We start from the raw sequence: 18,749 nt of genomic DNA, 5'->3' as shown, positions 1-18,749 counted from the left end.
AATAAGCTATTTTTATATTTATAAATATAGCCTTTTAAAGGAGGTGATTAATATTGAAAAGATAAGCATTAATTTTGATAATGATTTAAATAAAATTATATCATTTCAAGTTCCAAAAGAAGAAAAGAAAGTCGATATTCATATTTATGCAGATTTTAATGAAGAGTTTCAACTATGTATTATTAATCCCAACAACAAAAGATCCAAATTTGTTTCAAATGATATGCCTATTATAAAAAATAAAATAGATAATGTGAAGATAAAAGCAGAAACTTATATATTCAAAGAAAATAGTTACTGTAAAAAAATAAGAGTTATATTGTCAACAACTGATGAAAAAGAAAATATTAGTGAAGGTGAATGGAAACTTTTATTTGAATGTAAGGAAAAAGTAAGAGGAGGAGTTAATGTTTATATTAATTACTACAATTCTTTTTATGATTTAAAAAAACTTATGAAATTAAATAGACAATTACCATCCTATTTTAATACTAAGGCTGATTTTGTTGTTTTATATAAACCAGGTTTTGAAGAAGATTTAAAAGCAATAGCTCCTAATTATGAGTTTTTAAAAATAAGTGATAGACTAGGTGTATTATTTGCATATGTTAATTATCAAGACATTAATTCTGAACAAACATTTAAAAACGTGTTAGCTATTAGTAGTATAGATAGAATGCTAAATCTTGTAAGATATAACTCCCTTTCAATTATCTCACAGGGAATCTCAAATGGAGTAACTGCAAATGAAGAAATAGGAGTAAACTTTTTTAAAAATAATCCCAATATATCTTTAAGTGGAAAAGGAGTATTGATTGGTTTAATTGATACAGGAATAGATTACTTGCATCCAGATTTTATATATGACGACAACACAACAAAAATTGTATCACTGTGGGATCAAAGTAAAGATGGCAAACCTCCAGAAGGATTTTTTATCGGAAGTGAATATACTAGAGAAGATATAAATAATGCAATACTAAATAATGATAGTTCATTATCAGTTGATGATGAGGGTAGTGGAACAATGCTAGCTGGTATATGTGCTGGAATGGGAAAAGTAAATAAAAACTATGTAGGTGTTGCTGAAGATGCAGAGTTAGTAATAGTAAAAATGGGAAAAGTTGATGGAAATTATAATGATGCTATGGTTACAGGAGGGTTTGAGTATATTAAGCAGAAAGCTAGAGAACTTCAAATGCCAGTTGTAGTAACCTTTGGATTTGGAAGTAATAGTCTGGTAGGAATATCACAAAGAGATCTAACTGAGTTGACTTTTTATGAAAAAGGAGTTTCTTTAGTAAATGCAGCAGGAAATGAAGGAAATACTGATACACATAATAGTGGAAGGTTATTATACACAAATGATGTAAAAACTATAGAGTTGGAAGTTAATAATTTTGAAGAAAGTATTAATATTGAAATATGGCTTAACAAACCAGATATAGCAAGAGCGGCGGTGCTATCTCCTAGTGGTGAATTAACTAGAGATGTAGATGTATCTATAGGAAATACTGTAGTTGGAATACTGGATTTGGAATCTACAATCTACTCCATTACATATATATTTCCTACATTATTTTCTGGACAGCAACAAATTATAATTAATTTAACTAATGTGCCAAAGGGTATTTGGAAAATAGTATTAACAGGACAATATATAATAGATGGAGAATACAACGCCTACTTACCAAACCGTGCACTTTTGAAACCAGGTACAAAATTTACTAACTCTGACCCAAATAAAACAATAAATTATCCTGCAACCTATAACGATAATGTTACTGTAGGGGCATATAATACTCTTAATAATAGTATTTGGCCATCATCTTCTAGAGGCAATACTATAAACAATTTACTTAAGCCAGATATTGTAGCACCTGGAGTAAATATTATAGCACCATATCCAGGAGGAGGGTATGCTACTATAACAGGAACTGCACCAGCAGCAGCTTATACATCAGGTTGTATAGCATATTTGTTACAAAATAATTTTGTAAAAGAAAATTATCCTAGATTAGCATATGTTCAACAAATAAGAACATATTTAAGCGCTGGGGCTACAAGGATTGATACTATATCATATCCTAACAATTATTTAGGCTATGGTTTTCTAAATATAAAAGGAGCATTTTACCAGTTAAGGTAGGTGAGAAATATATGAATAAGTCTTATACTATTATATACTCTGGGGATATAGCTGATGGCCTAACTAGAAATAATATAACTAATTTTATGATATTAAATAATAGGCTGGCAGTAGTATATGAAGATGAACCATTTGATGAAAATGTAATGGCTACTATTCCGCAAGTTTCTTATTATGCAAGAGAAGAAGAGATGAGTTCTCTTATTAATATAACTAATAGATTAGATATTGGAGAAACAGTATCAGAAGCTTCACAAATAAATTACATTAATAAAAATCCCTATATAACATCTAGTGGTAAAGGTATACTAATAGCTATAATAGATTCTGGAATAGATTATCTTCATCCTGATTTTATAAATAGTGATAATACTAGCAAGATAGTATCTATATGGGACCAAAGTAGCAATAAAAAATCTCCTCCAAAGGGAGGAATATTTGGAAGTGAATTTACAAGAGAAGATATAAATAGAGCAATTGAAGAAAATAATGATAACTTGACACAAGACGAGGTAGGTACAGGCACTATTGCAGCAGGAATATGCAGTGGAAGGGGAAATTTAAATCCTGATTATTCAGGTGTGGCAGTTAATAGTGAATTAGTAGTTGTTAAACTTAGAGAATATGAAGATAGATTTAAAGTAGGTATAAAAAATTATGTTGATACAGATTTTTTAGCGGCAATAAAGTATGTTTTAAATGTAGCAGAAAAAGAAAATAAGAGTATAATAATAAATTTAACAGTAGGAGCTAAAACTTCATCAGGAAATTTAACTACTTATTTAGATACTTTTACTGATTTAAGTACTTCAAATACTATACTTGTATCAGGTGCAGGAAATGAAGGAAATACGGATATTCATTATAAAGGAAATTTTATTAATGAATCTTATAGTGATGTAAAAATACAAGTTGGAGAACAAAAAGCTTTGGATATAAGCGTATTAGGGGTAGGTCCAGATAAGATTGGCGCAATGATTATATCTCCATCAGGAGAATTAAGCTTTAGGGTAACTTACGCACCAGATAATTATATTTATCATGGTAAATTAAATTTAGAAAATACAACTTATACTATGAGAATAACATATCCGTATTTTTTTACTGGAAATCAAATGTTGAGAATACTTTTAGACAATATTAAACCAGGTATTTGGACTTTAAGACTATATCCGGAATTTACTATAAGCAAAGAGTTTCATATTTATCTTCCTAATAAAAACTTAATTTCAAGTAATACTAGGTTTATAGATCCAAACTCATTTTCCACAATAACTAAATATGGATTTGGAGAAAATGTAATTACAGTTGGAGCTTATGACAGTAAAACTTCTAGCCTATGGGTAGGTTCTTCTAAAGGTAGTAGAGAAGATGGAAGACAAATAAATCCAGATATAGTAGCTCCTGGAGTAGATCTAATATCCACATTTATAAACAAATCTTATACTACATCTACAGGAACGGGTGTTAGCAGTTCTTTGGTTTGTGGATCACTAGCTATAATTATGGAATACGTAGGAACACAAGGAGCATTTGAAAAAAGTCGTATGACAACAAAAGTTTTAAAAACTTTTTTAATGTTAGGTGCAGAAAAACAAAATATATACATTTATCCCAATGAATCTTATGGTTATGGAAATTTAGATCTGAAAAGTACTATAGAAGCCATTGCAAATCTTTTATAATTAAATTACTTTATTCAGTTTAAATATGTAAATTATTTGACTAGATTAATATAAAGAATTATATTAACTATAGAAGAAAATTTAAGGAGTGAATGGAGTAGATGATTAATAGTGGGCTTGTAATTGAAGGTGGAGGAATGAGAGGTGTATACACTGCCGGTGTGTTAGATTTTTTTATGGAAAAAGACTTATATTTTGAAGATTGCTATGCCGTATCAGCAGGTGCTTGTCATGCAGCTAGTTATTACTCAAAACAAATAGGAAGATCATTGAAAGTAATCTTAGATTATATAAATGATAAAAGGTATTGTAGTATTAATAGCTTGATCAAAACAGGGGATATGTTTGGAGCAAAAATGCTTTATGACATAGTTCCAAATGAATTAGTATTATATGACTATGATACTTTTAATAAATTCAAAGGAAACTTTTATTCAGTTATTACAAATTGTAAAACTGGAAAAGCTGAATATGTAAAAATAAAGGATATGAAAAAAGACATAATTGCTGTTAGGGCATCTAGCTCCTTACCATTACTTTCTAGAATTGTAGAAATAAATGGGGGAAAATACTTAGATGGAGGTATTAGTGATTCTATCCCAATAAAAAAATCTATAGAAGATAATCATATAAAAAATGTAGTAATATTAACGAGAGATAAGACTTATAGAAAGACTAAAGCTGGTTTTTTACATTTATTTAAAATGAAATATAAAAAATATCCAAACTTAGTAAAATCAATTGAAAACAGGTATAAAATGTATAATGAAACCATAGATTTTATTGAAGAAAAAAGAAAAAGTGGCAAAGTTTTTGTAATACAACCAAAAGGTCCAGTTAGTATTAGTAGAGTGGAAAAAGATAAGACAAAGTTAAAAGCTCTTTACAATGAAGGTTACAATGATGCAAAAGAATGTTATGAAGATTTAATAAAATTTATAAAGGAAAAATAAAAAGCACTTATTAAGTGCTTTTTATTTTTTTGTTAAACATACATCCTTATCACATATTTTATAAATTACTATTTTATTAAGACTATTTATATAATATGTCTTTTTACCTACTTGAGCTAATTCCTACATATTAACACCAAATTTTATCTTGCAATTATATACAAAGATTGTATATAAAATTCATTATTAAAACAACATAAGTTTAAAGTATATAAATTTGTAAGTATCAAAGTGAGAAATTAACGAAAAATTAATAATGAATTAAGGTATAATTAAGAAAACTTTGCTATAATTCATAAATGTAATAAGGTAATCTATTATGAAGTAAGTCAGGAGGGAGAAATGAAGATGAATATGGAAAAAAACTTAAATAAAAGTAAGTATGATAATTATTCAAGAGAAAATGGTAGCTTAAATATAAAAGAAAATATTAATTATTTTACTATAGAAAAAGACAATAGAGGGAACTGTCCTAAATGTGAAAATTCAGTTAGTAAAGACCATATTTATTGTAGCAACTGTGGTCAAATTTTGGAAAATATTAAAAACAAAAGGGAAAAGTTTATAAACCAAGAAGGTGAAAAAACAAAATTTAAAGATATCGCATCAAATTTTGATTTAAAAAATGGATTAAAGGCAGCAGGTTTAGCCATTTCAATATTATTTGCTCTTTCTTTAATAATTAAATTTATATTATTTGGAAGCAATAATCAAATTAATGAATTAATAAATCCATTACATATTATGCTTTTTAGTAATTTAGCTAGTGTAAATATTTTTATGTCCCTTTTTATGAATAGTGCTCAATCAAGTGTTAACTTTGGTTTTTTAATTTTATTAATATTACCAATTGTATCCTTAATACTACCATATAGAATGTTTGTCAAAACAAGAAATACATCTTTTATAGCTCATGTGAAAAATTCCTTAGGAGTGTCAATAATTTACGCTATTATGCTATGTATAATATCTAGAGTATCTCAAGTGGAAGTTAACTTGTCTAGTGGATTTAATCAAAATGGGTATGGAATTTTATTTGAATTTAGTACACTTAATGCTTTATTCAAAGGATTCATAATAAGTTTTATTACTATGTTATTTATGGGAATAAAAAAAGAATATGAAAAAGAAAATATGATTGCTAATTTATCAAAATTAGCTTTTAAAACTATTTTTATAGGATATATATTAGTCTTTATAATATCTGTAGTACTTAATTTTGCAAATATAAATTACGTTTTTGACTTAGGATTAAACTCTTATGCAAATGATGTATCTTTAGGTGTACTTTTAAGTCAACTTGCCATGTATTTATGGTCATTTGCAAATTTTGTGCCTGTAAGCCTTGGTAGTGGATATTTATCAATATTATCTTTATTCAATTCAAATATTTCTTTGGATTTAATTTTACTTTTAGGAGCTATTATGGCTTTATCAGCTTTAATATTCATAATAGTTGGCTGTAAAATTGAAAGTAAACATAAGAGCAAAAATATAAAACCAGTGATAATATTTAGTGGATGTTATGCAGTAATTATGGCTATAATTGGCTTTTTAACAACTATTTATATAGGAAATAATGCTGCATCTATGCTAAGTTATTTAAGCCCTATGCAAATGGGATTCAACTGTATAATAGGGTTGATTGCTTCATTTATGTATAGCTTTATAATGACTTTAATCGGTTATAAATTAAATATTTTTAATTAATTTGGAGGATGAAAATGAAGGATATGAAATTTTCTAATATACAAAAAGAATCAGAAAAAATAAAAATAAAAAAAAATATCAATGATTATGAAGATTTAAAAGCACAGGCATTATTAAAATTAGGAATAATGACTTATGATAAAATTAGAAAAGGCGAAATAATTGACGAAGAGTTTAACTTATTATGTGATGAAATAAAGGCTTTGGATATAGAAATTTATACAAAACACATGCAACTTAGAAGTTTTGAAAATAAAAGTAACAAGATTGTTTGTAAATGTGGTTATGTTGCTTTTAAAAACGAAAAGTTTTGTCCTCAATGTGGCAAAAGTTTAATTGAAAAAGAAAAATCTTATATAATTTGTAACCATTGTAAACAAGAAACAGAAAAAGATTCAAACTTCTGTGCATGCTGTGGTAGTAAGATAAAAGAAGAAGCTATACATTACTATGATGAAGTTTATTTTGTAAAAGAAGAAGCAAAGTTTGAAGATACTATAATTGAAGAAGTACCAGAAGTAAGCATGACAGATCAAGATTCTGGGAAGGAGTTTTTAAAGGAGAAAGAAGAATTAGCTTTAGAAGAAGATTTTCAAGATAAAATAATAATAGATAACAGTGTAATAGAAACAGATTCTATAGAAATTGAAGGAAGAGAATTTTTAAAAGGTCATAAAGACAATACATCAGAATAAAATAAAAATAAGAGATATGAAAAGCCAATAATCAAGCTTTTTATATCTCTTATTATTGTATTATAGCAATTGTTATTTACAATATTGTAAATAATGATTATTATATTATAATAATTGTAAGAAATTTGATTTATTTATTAAGATGAAATGATTAAATTTATATGGTAGAATATAATGTAGTGAAAAATTTTGGAGGGATAATATGAAAAAAAGGAAAGCAAAGTCAAACAGTGAAAGTAAATATGATACTTTTAGTATTACTATGGAGTTAGAAAGACCTTTGCTTTACAATGATGAAAATAATGCAGACAAGAATAATAAGCGAAACAAAGAGAATAAATCACAAATAAGAAAAAAAAGAATTATAACTCTTTTAACTTTATTAACTATATTTGTAATAGGTTTTTTCATATGGCTAAGCAATGGATACTCTTTACAAAAAGAAGACATGAAGTATTTACAAGGTAACTCTAAAGTTGAGGTAACTGTAAAAGGAGATTACACATACTTTACTCCGAAGAATGTAAGTGCAACAAAAGGATTTATCTTTTACCCTGGAGTAAGAGTAGATTCATCATCTTATGCAAAATTATGTAATGATGTTGCAAGTTATGGGTATATGGTAGTAGCTGTAGATATGCCTTTTAATTATGCTAATTTTGGAAAAAACAAGGCGAATAAAGTAATTGAAGATAATCCTAAAATTACAAAATGGGTTATAGGTGGAGATTCTCTAGGGGGAACTGTTGCTTGTGAATATGCTGTAAACAATAAAAATGTTGAAGGAATAGTATTAATATCATCATATCCAAGAGACAATATAAGTGAACTAGGTTTCAAAGTGTTATCTCTTTGGGGAAGCAAAGATAATGTTGTAGATTATAAAGAATTAATTAATTCTAAAGGACAACTACCAAAAGATACAAAATATGTAGAAATAGAAGGAGCTAATCATTCTCAATTTGCTAATTATGGCATGTATGGTGGAGATGAAGAGGCTTTAATAAGTAGGGATGAACAAATGGATATAACAGTGAGAAATATAGTTAATTTTTTATATAATATACAATAATAAAAGAGTTTGCATTTTGCAAACTCTTTTATATTTTATATTTGTTTGTAAAGTCCCATGCTCTCCCATTTTCCTTTTTTTACATCTTTTTTAAATCCATCTGCAAACCACTGAAGGTCTTTTCCTCTAATTGCCTTAAATAAAATAAGCATAATAAAGTAAATAAATAAATCTAATACTATACTTACAAAAACAGAGTTTTCAATATGTAAACAATAAAGAATAATCTTTGTTGCATAACTGGATAAGGTTACGGATAAAGCTGGTTTTAAAATCCAGTCAAGTATATCAAATTTTAGTTTTGTTACTTTCAATATTTTTATTACACCTAAGGATGTATTAAATGTTGTACTTATAAACAAAACTAATACAAAACCTTTTATTCCATATTTAGGGATTAAAAAGGTTATAGCACTAATTCTCACAAACATGTCAATTATATTGTACTTTAAAGTTGTAACTTGCAAGTCTAAAGCATTTAAACTACCATCTACTATTCTGTCCAAGTACATAAATGGAATCAAAGGAGCTAAAATCTTAAGTAAATATCCCACTTCTTCACTTTTATAAAGTCCCACTCCTAATTCATTGGAAAACACAATAAATATTCCTGTGGCAAATATTGCAATAAGCATGGTAAATTTAATTACTTTAGAAATTATATAATTTACCATGTTTTTTTTATTTAAAGCATTTGCCTCTGCAATTTCTGGAATAATTAATGTTGAAAAAGAAGCTAAAAATATGGAAGGGAATACAAGTAGAGGCATTGCCATTCCTTTTACCATACCAAAGATTGATAGTGACATAGATCCTGAAGAGCCGTAAAGCCTTAAAGACTTTGGAATTAAAATATCTTCTACAGTTTTTAGTGAAGTTTGGATATATGAACTAAAAGCCAAAGGTATTGCAACTCTTGTGATTTTAAAAAAAGAATATTTATTTTTATTACTTTTACATAATGTAAAATGTTTCTTTTCGAATATGTATAATATGTAAGAATAAAATGCAGCGCATATACATCCAATAGAATTTCCTACAGAAATAAGAGCACAAGTATAATCTAATCTACCTGTTGAAAAAGATGTTATGAATAAAGATACAATACTTATCATCACTAACGTTTCAATAATATCTGCACTTATACATTTTATTACTTTTCTACAGCCATAGAAGTATCCATTTAAACAACAAGATATTCCAACAAAAGGTAGAGAACAAGAAAGAATTTTTAATGGAATAATGGCTCTTTCATCTTGAATCCATGTTATTGATATAAACTCTGATAAGTTAAATAATAGAATCCCTGTTAATATACTGAAAAACAAAGTGTATAAAAGACCTTTTATAATAATGTTTTTTACTAAATGTTCATTGCCTTTTCCTAGCTCTTCTGCAACAAGTCTTGTCATAGTAACTCTTATACCAGATATAGCTAGTGTTTGGCATACAACATTAATACTCATAATGAGTTGAAATAAACCCATACCTTCTGCACCAATTTTATTAGATAGATAGACCCGAAAAGCCATACCTATAAAACCGAGAGTCATAGTTGAGGCGGTGAGTAATATGACGTTTATCAGTAAGTTTCTTCTTTTCATAATTATCTCCTTGTAATATATAGAAAATATTATTTTTAATTTATATACTATTTATATGCGCTAAAGAGAATAAAAAGTATAAATAAAGTATTTATTTAAATTTACAATTCTTGAAGATAATTGTAAAAAAGTGTAAAATAACTTAAAGGGAATATTTAAAAATGCTGACATTTTTTATTGGAAGTGATTCATTTGAGAGGAGATTTTTATTATGGGGACTTTATTTGAAAAAGTTATTGGCAATGAAAAAAAAGCCTTTAAAAAGCTTATGATAAAAAATAGTGAATATATATATAAATTAGCTTTTCTTCACACTAAGTATGAAGAGGATGCACAAAAAATAATGAAAAGAACAGTTCTTTATATTAACGATAATTTTCGTATGTTATCTAAATATGAAAGTTTTGAAAAATATATGACAAAGGTTACTATAAAGCACATAAATGAATATTTAGAAGAAATAGGAATGGTAGAACAAGATGATAATGAAGACTTCATAGATGAAAATGGATACATTGATATATTTAAAGGAATAGATTTATTAGATATTCATTTAAAAAATGTAGTTGTTTTAATATATTTTTATAATATGTCTTATAAGGATGTTGGAGAAATTCTTAATATGGATGAAAGTACTGTAAAATTGTATCTTAGAAATTCCTTGAAATTCATGAAAGATAATATAAAGGGGGATTTTAAAGATGACAAATGTGAAGCCAGATAAGAACCTTGTGAGCAATATAGATTTTGATAGCCTGGAAATAGAAAAAAATATTGATAAAGATATAGATAAGTATATAAAGGAGTTTAATGTAAATAATGCAGATCTTGATTTAATACATATTCCCAATGATCTTAAATCTAGCATAAAAATACCTTTTAAAGAATTAAAAAAGGAAAAAAGAAAAAATCTAAGATATAAAATACTGGATCTTACTTTTGTACTCATAATTTTATTACCAGTAATAGGAGCAATTTATCCAAATATATTTATAAAAGCTCCAAAAGTATATGGTGTTTTTGAAAATATAAATGAATTTATTCAAATTGATAACTTAAAATCATTTATTGGTATTGGAAAAGAAGTTGTTGAAGGAAGTGAATCTTCTTCTGTAGAAACTATTTATATAAAAGAGAAAGAAATAAAAAAACCAAAAGGTAATAATGAAGCAATTAAACTTATTCATTCTCTAGCAAATACTTTAGTTGAAGCTGAATATAAATGGCAGTGTAGTGAAGTTACGCCAAAAACCATAGATCTGGCTTTGGAAGGTGTTGAAGAAATTAAAAATGATTATGATAGAATGCACTTAAGAAACTCTTTAACAAAATGGAAATCTGGAGATTTTTCTAACGCAGTAGAGGTGCATAACTATGTATGGGAAATGCTTGATGGAAATGTTGGTAAGGCAGAAGTATTAGATAAGGATAAGATACAAAGCATTCTAAATGAGTATTACTAAATGAAGGAGATAAAAATGGAAAAAAAATTAAATCATTTTGATTCGAATGGAAATGCTATAATGGTAGATGTTACGGAAAAAAATATTACACAAAGACAAGCAATAGCAAGTGGAAAAATATTTGTAAATGATGAAACATTTAAAAAAATAGTTGAAGGAAATATGGCAAAAGGAGATGTTCTTGGAGTAGCTAGAGTAGCAGGAATAATGGCTACTAAAAAAACATCAGAGTTAATTCCTATGTGTCATCCTTTAATGTTAACAAAGTCTAAAATAGATTTTGAATTTAATGAGGAAGAAAAAAGTATTACAACGATTTCTTTAGTTAAATTAGCAGGTAAGACTGGAGTAGAAATGGAAGCGTTAACTGGGGTTAATGTGGCGCTTTTAACTATTTATGATATGTGCAAAGCAATTGATAAAAATATGGTAATCTCGGATATTCATTTAGTTGAAAAAACTGGTGGAAAATCTGGAAAGTTTGTATTTGAAGGAATTAGTAAGTAAAAATAAGCTCTATTATCTGTTTAGATAGTAGAGCTTATTTCTTATAAATTAATAAAATAATTTTATCACTATATATTAACATAGAGAATTTTATTTCCACAATTATTTATAAATTTTAACATATCATTATAACTTATAAAAACTGTAGAAGTATTTACATTGGGATGAACTCCAATAATGTTTTGATTTTTCAAGTCATGGTCTATAACAACATTTACGCAGTGGTTCTTATCATTAATAATACCTAGAGGTGTAACAGCGCCTTTTAATAAATTTAAATGTTGATGTAATCGTTCCTCTGAAGCAAAACTTAAAGAGCTAGATTGAATTTGTGATCTTAATGATTTTAAATCCGCTTTTTTATCTCCCTTTAGTACTACAAGATAATGAGTTTTTCCATTAGAATTTTTTAAAAAAAGATTTTTAACTATATGTCCTTTTTTTTCTAAATTAAGGTTTTCCATTTCTTCAATAGTATAAACAGGAGGATGATCTATTACTTCATATTCAATATTTAGTTCATCTAGTTTTTTTAAAATTTTTTCCTTTTTATCCATAGAATTCTCCTTATTTAAACAGTTTATTTAAATTATAGTCATAGTTAAAAGTTTTGTACAATAAAAACTATTAAATTAATAATATTATAGTTATAATTAACTAATAATGCTAAAAATAAACAATAAACAAATTGAAATGGAGAGAAAGATGGAAAAGTTATTTTATGATGATTCATATATTAAAAATTTTACTGCTGAAATAGAAGAAGTTAAAGAAGTGGATAATAAGTATCATGTCTTGTTAAATAAAACAGCTTTTTTCCCAGGTGGTGGAGGTCAATACTGCGATTTAGGAAGGATAGATAATATATCTGTACTAGATGTCTATGAAGAAAATAATAAAATTTATCATATATTAGATAAAAAACCAAATAGAATTCATAAGGTAAAGTGTGAGATTGATTGGGAGAGAAGAGAATATGGCATGCAACATCATTTTGGTCAACATGTTATATCTGCTTGTTTTAATAATGAATACAATGCAAAAACTGTAGGTTTTCATTTAGGAAAAGAATTTTCTACTGTTGATATAGAAGGTTTTTTTAAAGAGGATGACATAATAAAAATAGAAAGTATGTGTAATGAAATTATTAGAGAAAGTATAAGTGTAGAAGTTTTAAATATAAATAAAAAAGAAGCTAAAAAACTTAAAATAAAAGATGATTTGTCTAAACTTAGTAATGATATAAGAGTTGTAAAATTTGGAGATTTTGATATAAATTTATGTTGTGGTGTTCATGTAAAAAATACTTTAGATTTAAGAATTATAAAAATAAAGAAATTTGAAAAATATAAAAAAGCAACGAGAATTGAATTCTTATGTGGGACAAAAGCTATAAATGAAATGTTAAAAAGAGATAATTACTTAAACAAAATTTGTAAGATGCTTAGCAGTAATGAGGAAGATGCTTATAAAGGTATAGAAAATTTAAATAATAAATTAAATGAAATGAATAAAGAAAATAAAAAGTTAGAAGAAATAATAAGTAATTATGAAGTTAAAGAAATGATTGAAGAAGCTGAAAATATTAATAACATGAATATTATAATCAAAACTTATGAAAATAAAAATATGAACTATATAAACAAAATAGCAAATAAAATAATAGAAACAGATGATAATATTGGATTATTTGCATTAATAAATAAGGATAAAATAAATTTATTATTTGCATGTTCAAAAAATTTGGAAAAAATGGATATGAATTTATTATTGAAAGATAGTATCAAATTAGTTGATGGTAAAGGTGGAGGAAGTAAAGTTATTGCCCAAGGTGGAGGAAAAAATAATAATAATTTAACCTCATTATTTGATTATGTAAAAATCAAAATAAGATCAATGTATCATTAAATTATTATTATAAAATAACTTATTATTTGAAAAGATGTGACATATTAAGTATAATAAGAAGTTGAATGAAAAAAACAACTATGAAAGGACCATAAAATATGAAGAAAGAACTATTTAATGGTAAAAGACTTAAAATAGCTAGAGTATATAGAGGAAAAACTATAGATCAAGTATCTAAGGAAACAAATATAAATAAAAAAGATATATTAGCTTTTGAGGAAAATAAATATAAACCAACAGTGGAAAATGCATTAAAATTATCAAATGTACTACATTTTCCTAGAGATTATTTCTATAGAAATGAAAATATAAAAGTAAATGTAGAATCAGTTCATTTTAATCCACAATCAACTATACAAAGAAATGAAGAGATCTCATACAGAGAAAAACTAGTAATGATACACAAACTTTACTTGTTTTTTGAAAACTATATTCAGTTTCCAGAATTACAGCTTCCAGACAACTTAAATAAAAATTTACCTATGGAAGAATTGGCAGACAGATGTAGGGAATTCTATGAATTAGGTGAAGAGCCTTTAATAAATATGGTATCATTTATGGAAGCTATAGGAGTAGTAATTACTGATATGAATATAGATAGAAGAGGGGCTTCTCCATATTCTCAAAAACAAAGTATAGATGGAAAAGAAAAATATATAGTATCTTTAGGACACGATAAAAATTCTTTAGCTCTTAGAAATTACGACCTAGCTTATGAATTTTCATTTATAATAAGCAATGAGTTAAATATACCAGCTAAAAGATTTAATAAAGATGACTTTGCATCAGCTCTTTTATTACCAAGAAACAAATTAATAGAAGAATTAGACAACCCTAATGAATTAGAATCTTATTTAGAAGTTAAATCTAAGTTTATGGTACCACTTACTATAATTTTATATAGATCATATGCATTAGGATTAATAAATTATAAAAAATATAATTATTTAATGAACGAAATAAGCAAAAATGGATGGCATAAAGAAGAGCCTTTGGACAATGTTAAAGCAACTCATCCAACCTGCCTTAGAAAAGCGTATAAATTACTACTAGATAACAATATAGTAAGTAAAAATACATTAATGGAAAAGCTATATAACGAAAATATGATTTTATATGGTGATGATTTGGAGAAATTAATGGGACTTAAAGAAGGTTCTCTAGCTGCTAAAAAAGATGTAAAAGTTCTAAGTTTTAATAACAAAAATAATAAATAATTAATAACAAGAGAGTATCAATAATCAATAATTGATACTCTTTTTTATTTAGTCATATTTTTTATAGAATTGTACTTTATAAGCTATTTCATTTTCTAAGTCTATTAAAAAATCTATATTAATATCATCGATATGAACTACATGTTTATTGCATTGTTTCTCCGGTTTATTATCGTCGAAATGTTTAACTATGTAAACATGATTAATACAACTGGATTCATTTAATTCCTTTAGCCATTCAATGTAATTATATATAGTTTTATAGATAGAATTTAAATACAATTGTCTTTTGTGAGGCGTACTTAAATATTTTGTATTTATTTCATCGCGACCATATCCAAGGGGAGTGGCACAATCACAATATTCATTTGTTAATCTAAAAAAAATATAATCATCATGTGATTTTTTTACAGGAAACAAAGCACATGATTCAAACGTACAATCTATGGGAATGTGGTGTTTTAATGATATTGATATAAATTTTTTATTATAATCTTTCTTACTAACAGCCCCATATAAAAAGTCACACATTTATTTCACCACCATTAATAAATTAGCTTAATACTTATATTTATTATTTTTCATTTAATTCGTATAAATCTTTTCTTCTATGATAAAGTAGAGGGAGTTCTTCTCTCACTTTATCCACATAACTTAAATCAATTGTATAAGTAATTAAGTTTTCTTCTTCTTTTAGCTCTGTAAGAACTTCACCAAATGGAGAAACTATTAAAGAATGACCATAAGAAATATAAGAAGAATTATAATCTCTAGCAGGAGAGCATCCAATGGTGAAAACTTGATTATCAATAGCCCTAGATTTAAACATAATATGCCAATGGGCAGGACCTGTAGTCATATTGAAAGATGCAGGAACTATTATGGTTTTAGCACCTTTATCTACCATAAGTCTTGAGAGTTCAGGGAATCTAAAATCATAACAAATACATAAGCCTATTTTACCAAATTCTGTGTCGAATACAGTTACCTCATTGCCAGCAGATAGAGTATCTGACTCTTTGAACTTTTGTTTATTTTTTATGTCTATATCAAATAAGTGCATTTTTCTATGCTTTCCTATTTTTTCTCCTTTTCTGTTAAAAACATAAGATGTATTGTAAATTTTATTTCCTTCTTTTTCTGGGATTGAACCAGCTACTAAATATATATTATTTGTTTTTGATATATTTGATAAGAAATTAAATGATTTACCATTTTCATCTTCAGCATAAATGGGGAAATTACATGAAGCATAAGGGCAAGAAAACATTTCTGGCAAAATGACAATATCAGGCCTTTCAATAGAAATCTTTGATACTAATTGAGAAGCCTTCATCAGATTTTGTTCTTTATTGTCACAAACTTTCATCTGAATTAGTCCTATTTTTAACTTGCTCATATTTTACCTCCTAAAAAGCTTGATATATGTTATATTGTGGTATATTTTCTCAAATTAAACAAGTATATCTATAAATTATATAATAGAATTAATTTTATTAGTTGAATTAATAAACTTTTTAATATATAATTATAAATAATTAGAATTTTCACAAAATAACATTATTAAATATTTTATGCCTATAAAAATTAATTTACTATAAAGATTAAAAATCAACTCTATTGGGGAAAATAAATAAAATTTACCAAGGAGTTGATTTTTTATGGAAAAAACTGCAATGTTTGCAGGGGGATGCTTCTGGTGTATGGTTGAACCATTTGAAAAATTAAAAGGTGTAAAGGAAGTAAAAGTAGGCTATAGTGGAGGCACAAATAAAAATCCAACATTTGAAATAGTTTCAAATGAAGATAGTAACCATTATTTAGTTGTAAAAATAACTTATGATGATAATATTTTAAGCTACAATGAATTACTTGAAGTTTATTTTAATTCTATAGATCCTACTGATGAAGAAGGTCAATTTGGAGATAAATCATATTGCTTTAAAACAGCTATTTTTTACTATGATATTGATCAATGGAGACAGGCTCAAAGGTATATTGAAGATTTAGAAGAAAATAATATATTTGGTGATTTAATTGCAACTAAATTATATGAAGCTAAAATCTTTTATGAAGCAGAAGACTTTCACCAAAATTTTTATAAAAAAAATCCTATATTATACAGAGAATATATAAGATTTTCTGGAAGGTATGAATACTTAAAAAGAAGTTATGCCATGAGGCATTTAAACCAGTTACAATATGAAGTAACACAAAATAAATTAAGAGAAAAACCTTTTAAAAATCAATACTGTAATTATTTTAGTGAAGGAGTTTATGTAGATGTATTAGACAATACTCCTTTATTTTCATCAAAGGATAAAATAAATAAAAACTATGGATGGCCTACATTCTCAAAAGCAATAAACAATAATTTAATAAAACTTATAAAAGATGAAGAAATAGTAAACAAAATTGAAGTAAGAAGTAAGAAAAGTGACATACACCTAGGTTATGTTTTAAATGATACACTAGAAGATTTAAAACATAATATTCTTTCAATTAATTCGGCAGCTATAAAATTTATACCAGCAAATAAATAATTTAAAAATACGTTGATTATAGAGCTAACTATATTGAAAATACAATTATTGTATGTAATAATTAGATTTAATAAAAGAAATAGATAAGGGGGAATTTATTGATGGAAAAACTTACAATAAATCAAGCTATGATTAAAGTAGCAGAAATAGAAAGAAATTATAGATATAAGTCACCAAATATTATAAATAGAAAAAAAGCGAGTATTACGTATATATTAGAGGCTGACGGAACAAGATTTGATTGTGATGAAAAATTTGATTTTAATAAAGAACTTTATGAACTTATATCCTTATCTAATAACATAGAAAAAATAAAAACAGCTATTGCCCATGCAAATAATATTACAGAAATACAGGTACTAGGAGAAATAACAACTATTCAAGGTGCTTTGAATAAAGTTAAATTAAAAAGAGAATTAGCCTTTGAATTAGAAGCATTATTGCAAAATGTAAAGGTTAGTAAAGAGAGAAAAGTAGATGCGGCAGCAACTTCTGTATATTATAAAGTTACAGAATTAAATTTTGGAAGAGAAGATATGGAAAAATTAATAGATAATCTAAATAGAGAAGTAATACAGTTAGAAGTAGCTATTAATAAAGCTAACAATGAAACTTATATAGATATTGATTAGTTTATTATGGTGTGGATGTAAATCTCATACTTATAATAAAATATGCTTAGATGGATAAAAATATTGTACATAAGTGCTTTAAATAACTATGAGGTAGTTATAATTATATAGGATTTTATATTTTACAACTTACAACTAAAATATTAATTACAATTCAACCTTATAAATAACAATTAAAACATTTAGAAAAAGAGAATTAAAAATAAACTAAAGATAAATCCATCTAATGCATATAAAGGACATCATAAAATATTATGATGTCCTTATTTATTGCAAAAATTATTCTTTTTCCCAAGCAATCATTACAAAATCTTTACCAGTTTCTTTTTTCACTTCAGCTTCTGCTTTTTTTATTGCAGCCTCTTCAATTTTTGTAATAGATGCTATTTGATAATTTTTTTCAGCCATAGTCAATCCTCCATAAAAACTATATTTTTAATAGTATATGAAAAATTAAAAATATAATTAGTGAACTTTTACCAAAAAAAACTAAAATTAAAATTTTATAAGATTTTTTCAATTAATATGTTTAAAATTAAATGAAATTAAGATAAGATATTAATAAATGGATAATTATGGTGAATTTATAGAGTGAAAACTAAGTTTGTGGG

At 26.0% G+C, this 18,749-nt stretch carries 18 protein-coding genes; 13 read left to right on the top strand and 5 right to left on the bottom strand.

Features of this window, described 5'->3' with window-relative positions:
* Positions 1-43: 43 nt before the first annotated feature.
* The 6 genes from JW646_RS02720 (at position 44) to JW646_RS02695 (ending at position 8,264) form a co-directional block, all read left to right on the top strand.
* On the top strand, positions 44-2,149 hold the full coding sequence (locus JW646_RS02720; RefSeq protein ID WP_228416495.1) for a S8 family peptidase: 2,106 nt from the start codon (positions 44-46) through the stop codon (positions 2,147-2,149).
* An 11-nt stretch (positions 2,150-2,160) separates the two neighbouring features.
* Positions 2,161-3,834, top strand: a complete 1,674-nt coding sequence (cspC, locus tag JW646_RS02715) for a bile acid germinant receptor pseudoprotease CspC (RefSeq protein ID WP_228416493.1) — start codon at positions 2,161-2,163, stop codon at positions 3,832-3,834.
* Between the two features lie 101 nt (positions 3,835-3,935).
* Positions 3,936-4,787, top strand: a complete 852-nt coding sequence (locus tag JW646_RS02710; protein ID WP_206924766.1) for a patatin-like phospholipase family protein — start codon at positions 3,936-3,938, stop codon at positions 4,785-4,787.
* Positions 4,788-5,129: 342 nt separating this feature from the next.
* Positions 5,130-6,497: a hypothetical protein gene (locus tag JW646_RS02705; RefSeq protein ID WP_228416491.1), complete on the top strand. Its 1,368-nt coding sequence runs from the start codon at positions 5,130-5,132 to the stop codon at positions 6,495-6,497.
* A gap of 14 nt (positions 6,498-6,511) precedes the next feature.
* Entirely contained in the window at positions 6,512-7,192 is a 681-nt protein-coding gene (locus tag JW646_RS02700) for a zinc ribbon domain-containing protein (RefSeq protein ID WP_228416490.1), read from the top strand.
* Between the two features lie 202 nt (positions 7,193-7,394).
* On the top strand, positions 7,395-8,264 hold the full coding sequence (locus tag JW646_RS02695) for an alpha/beta hydrolase (RefSeq protein WP_228416488.1): 870 nt from the start codon (positions 7,395-7,397) through the stop codon (positions 8,262-8,264).
* A gap of 35 nt (positions 8,265-8,299) precedes the next feature.
* Here the strand turns inward: JW646_RS02695 and JW646_RS02690 are convergent, their stop codons facing one another.
* Positions 8,300-9,868 carry an oligosaccharide flippase family protein gene (locus JW646_RS02690; RefSeq protein ID WP_228416486.1) on the bottom strand — a complete coding sequence of 523 codons (1,569 nt, stop codon included), beginning with the start codon at positions 9,866-9,868 and terminating at the stop codon, positions 8,300-8,302.
* Positions 9,869-10,079: 211 nt separating this feature from the next.
* On the opposite strand from JW646_RS02690, the gene JW646_RS02685 reads away from it, so the two are divergent.
* Genes JW646_RS02685 through moaC form a run of 3 tightly spaced genes read left to right on the top strand, consistent with a single transcriptional unit; the run spans position 10,080 to position 11,838 of the window.
* The gene (locus JW646_RS02685; RefSeq protein ID WP_148557825.1) at positions 10,080-10,592 is read left to right on the top strand and encodes an RNA polymerase sigma factor; all 513 of its coding nucleotides are present in this window, start codon (positions 10,080-10,082) and stop codon (positions 10,590-10,592) included.
* Complete coding sequence (locus JW646_RS02680) at positions 10,570-11,331, top strand: DUF6241 domain-containing protein (protein WP_074918157.1); 762 nt, start codon at positions 10,570-10,572, stop codon at positions 11,329-11,331. The genes JW646_RS02685 and JW646_RS02680 overlap by 23 nt, the downstream gene beginning before the upstream one ends.
* A 15-nt stretch (positions 11,332-11,346) precedes the next feature.
* Entirely contained in the window at positions 11,347-11,838 is a 492-nt protein-coding gene (gene moaC, locus JW646_RS02675) for a cyclic pyranopterin monophosphate synthase MoaC (RefSeq protein ID WP_148557824.1), read from the top strand.
* A gap of 68 nt (positions 11,839-11,906) precedes the next feature.
* Here moaC and JW646_RS02670 read toward each other — a convergent pair whose 3' ends face one another.
* Positions 11,907-12,395, bottom strand: a complete 489-nt coding sequence (locus JW646_RS02670) for a prolyl-tRNA synthetase associated domain-containing protein (protein WP_148557823.1) — start codon at positions 12,393-12,395, stop codon at positions 11,907-11,909.
* Positions 12,396-12,543: 148 nt separating this feature from the next.
* On the opposite strand from JW646_RS02670, the gene JW646_RS02665 reads away from it, so the two are divergent.
* Together JW646_RS02665 and JW646_RS02660 are read left to right on the top strand one after the other, a co-directional pair.
* Positions 12,544-13,746, top strand: coding sequence for a DHHA1 domain-containing protein (locus JW646_RS02665; RefSeq protein ID WP_148557822.1), 1,203 nt, complete (start codon positions 12,544-12,546; stop codon positions 13,744-13,746).
* Positions 13,747-13,844: 98 nt separating this feature from the next.
* Positions 13,845-14,963, top strand: coding sequence for an XRE family transcriptional regulator (locus tag JW646_RS02660; protein ID WP_228416485.1), 1,119 nt, complete (start codon positions 13,845-13,847; stop codon positions 14,961-14,963).
* A 48-nt stretch (positions 14,964-15,011) separates the two neighbouring features.
* Here the strand turns inward: JW646_RS02660 and JW646_RS02655 are convergent, their stop codons facing one another.
* The gene (locus tag JW646_RS02655) at positions 15,012-15,494 is read right to left on the bottom strand and encodes a hypothetical protein (RefSeq protein ID WP_148557820.1); all 483 of its coding nucleotides are present in this window, start codon (positions 15,492-15,494) and stop codon (positions 15,012-15,014) included.
* A gap of 43 nt (positions 15,495-15,537) precedes the next feature.
* Positions 15,538-16,362, bottom strand: a complete 825-nt coding sequence (locus JW646_RS02650) for a carbon-nitrogen hydrolase family protein (protein WP_148557819.1) — start codon at positions 16,360-16,362, stop codon at positions 15,538-15,540.
* 262 nt (positions 16,363-16,624) lie between these two features.
* Between JW646_RS02650 and msrA the strand changes: the two genes are divergently transcribed.
* Both msrA and JW646_RS02640 read left to right on the top strand, forming a co-directional pair.
* On the top strand, positions 16,625-17,506 hold the full coding sequence (msrA, locus tag JW646_RS02645) for a peptide-methionine (S)-S-oxide reductase MsrA (protein WP_148557818.1): 882 nt from the start codon (positions 16,625-16,627) through the stop codon (positions 17,504-17,506).
* A 101-nt stretch (positions 17,507-17,607) separates the two neighbouring features.
* A complete protein-coding gene (locus JW646_RS02640; RefSeq protein WP_148557817.1) occupies positions 17,608-18,138 on the top strand; it encodes a hypothetical protein in 531 nt (176 codons plus the stop codon).
* A 279-nt stretch (positions 18,139-18,417) separates the two neighbouring features.
* Here the strand turns inward: JW646_RS02640 and JW646_RS20120 are convergent, their stop codons facing one another.
* Entirely contained in the window at positions 18,418-18,546 is a 129-nt protein-coding gene (locus JW646_RS20120; protein ID WP_255701530.1) for a hypothetical protein, read from the bottom strand.
* Positions 18,547-18,749: the final 203 nt, after the last annotated feature.

Origin of the sequence: Terrisporobacter hibernicus, assembly GCF_020809405.1 — a bacterium.
GTDB lineage: Bacteria > Bacillota > Clostridia > Peptostreptococcales > Peptostreptococcaceae > Terrisporobacter > Terrisporobacter petrolearius.
Note: the sequence above shows the minus strand (reverse complement) of the source record. Positions and strands in the feature narration are given on the sequence as shown.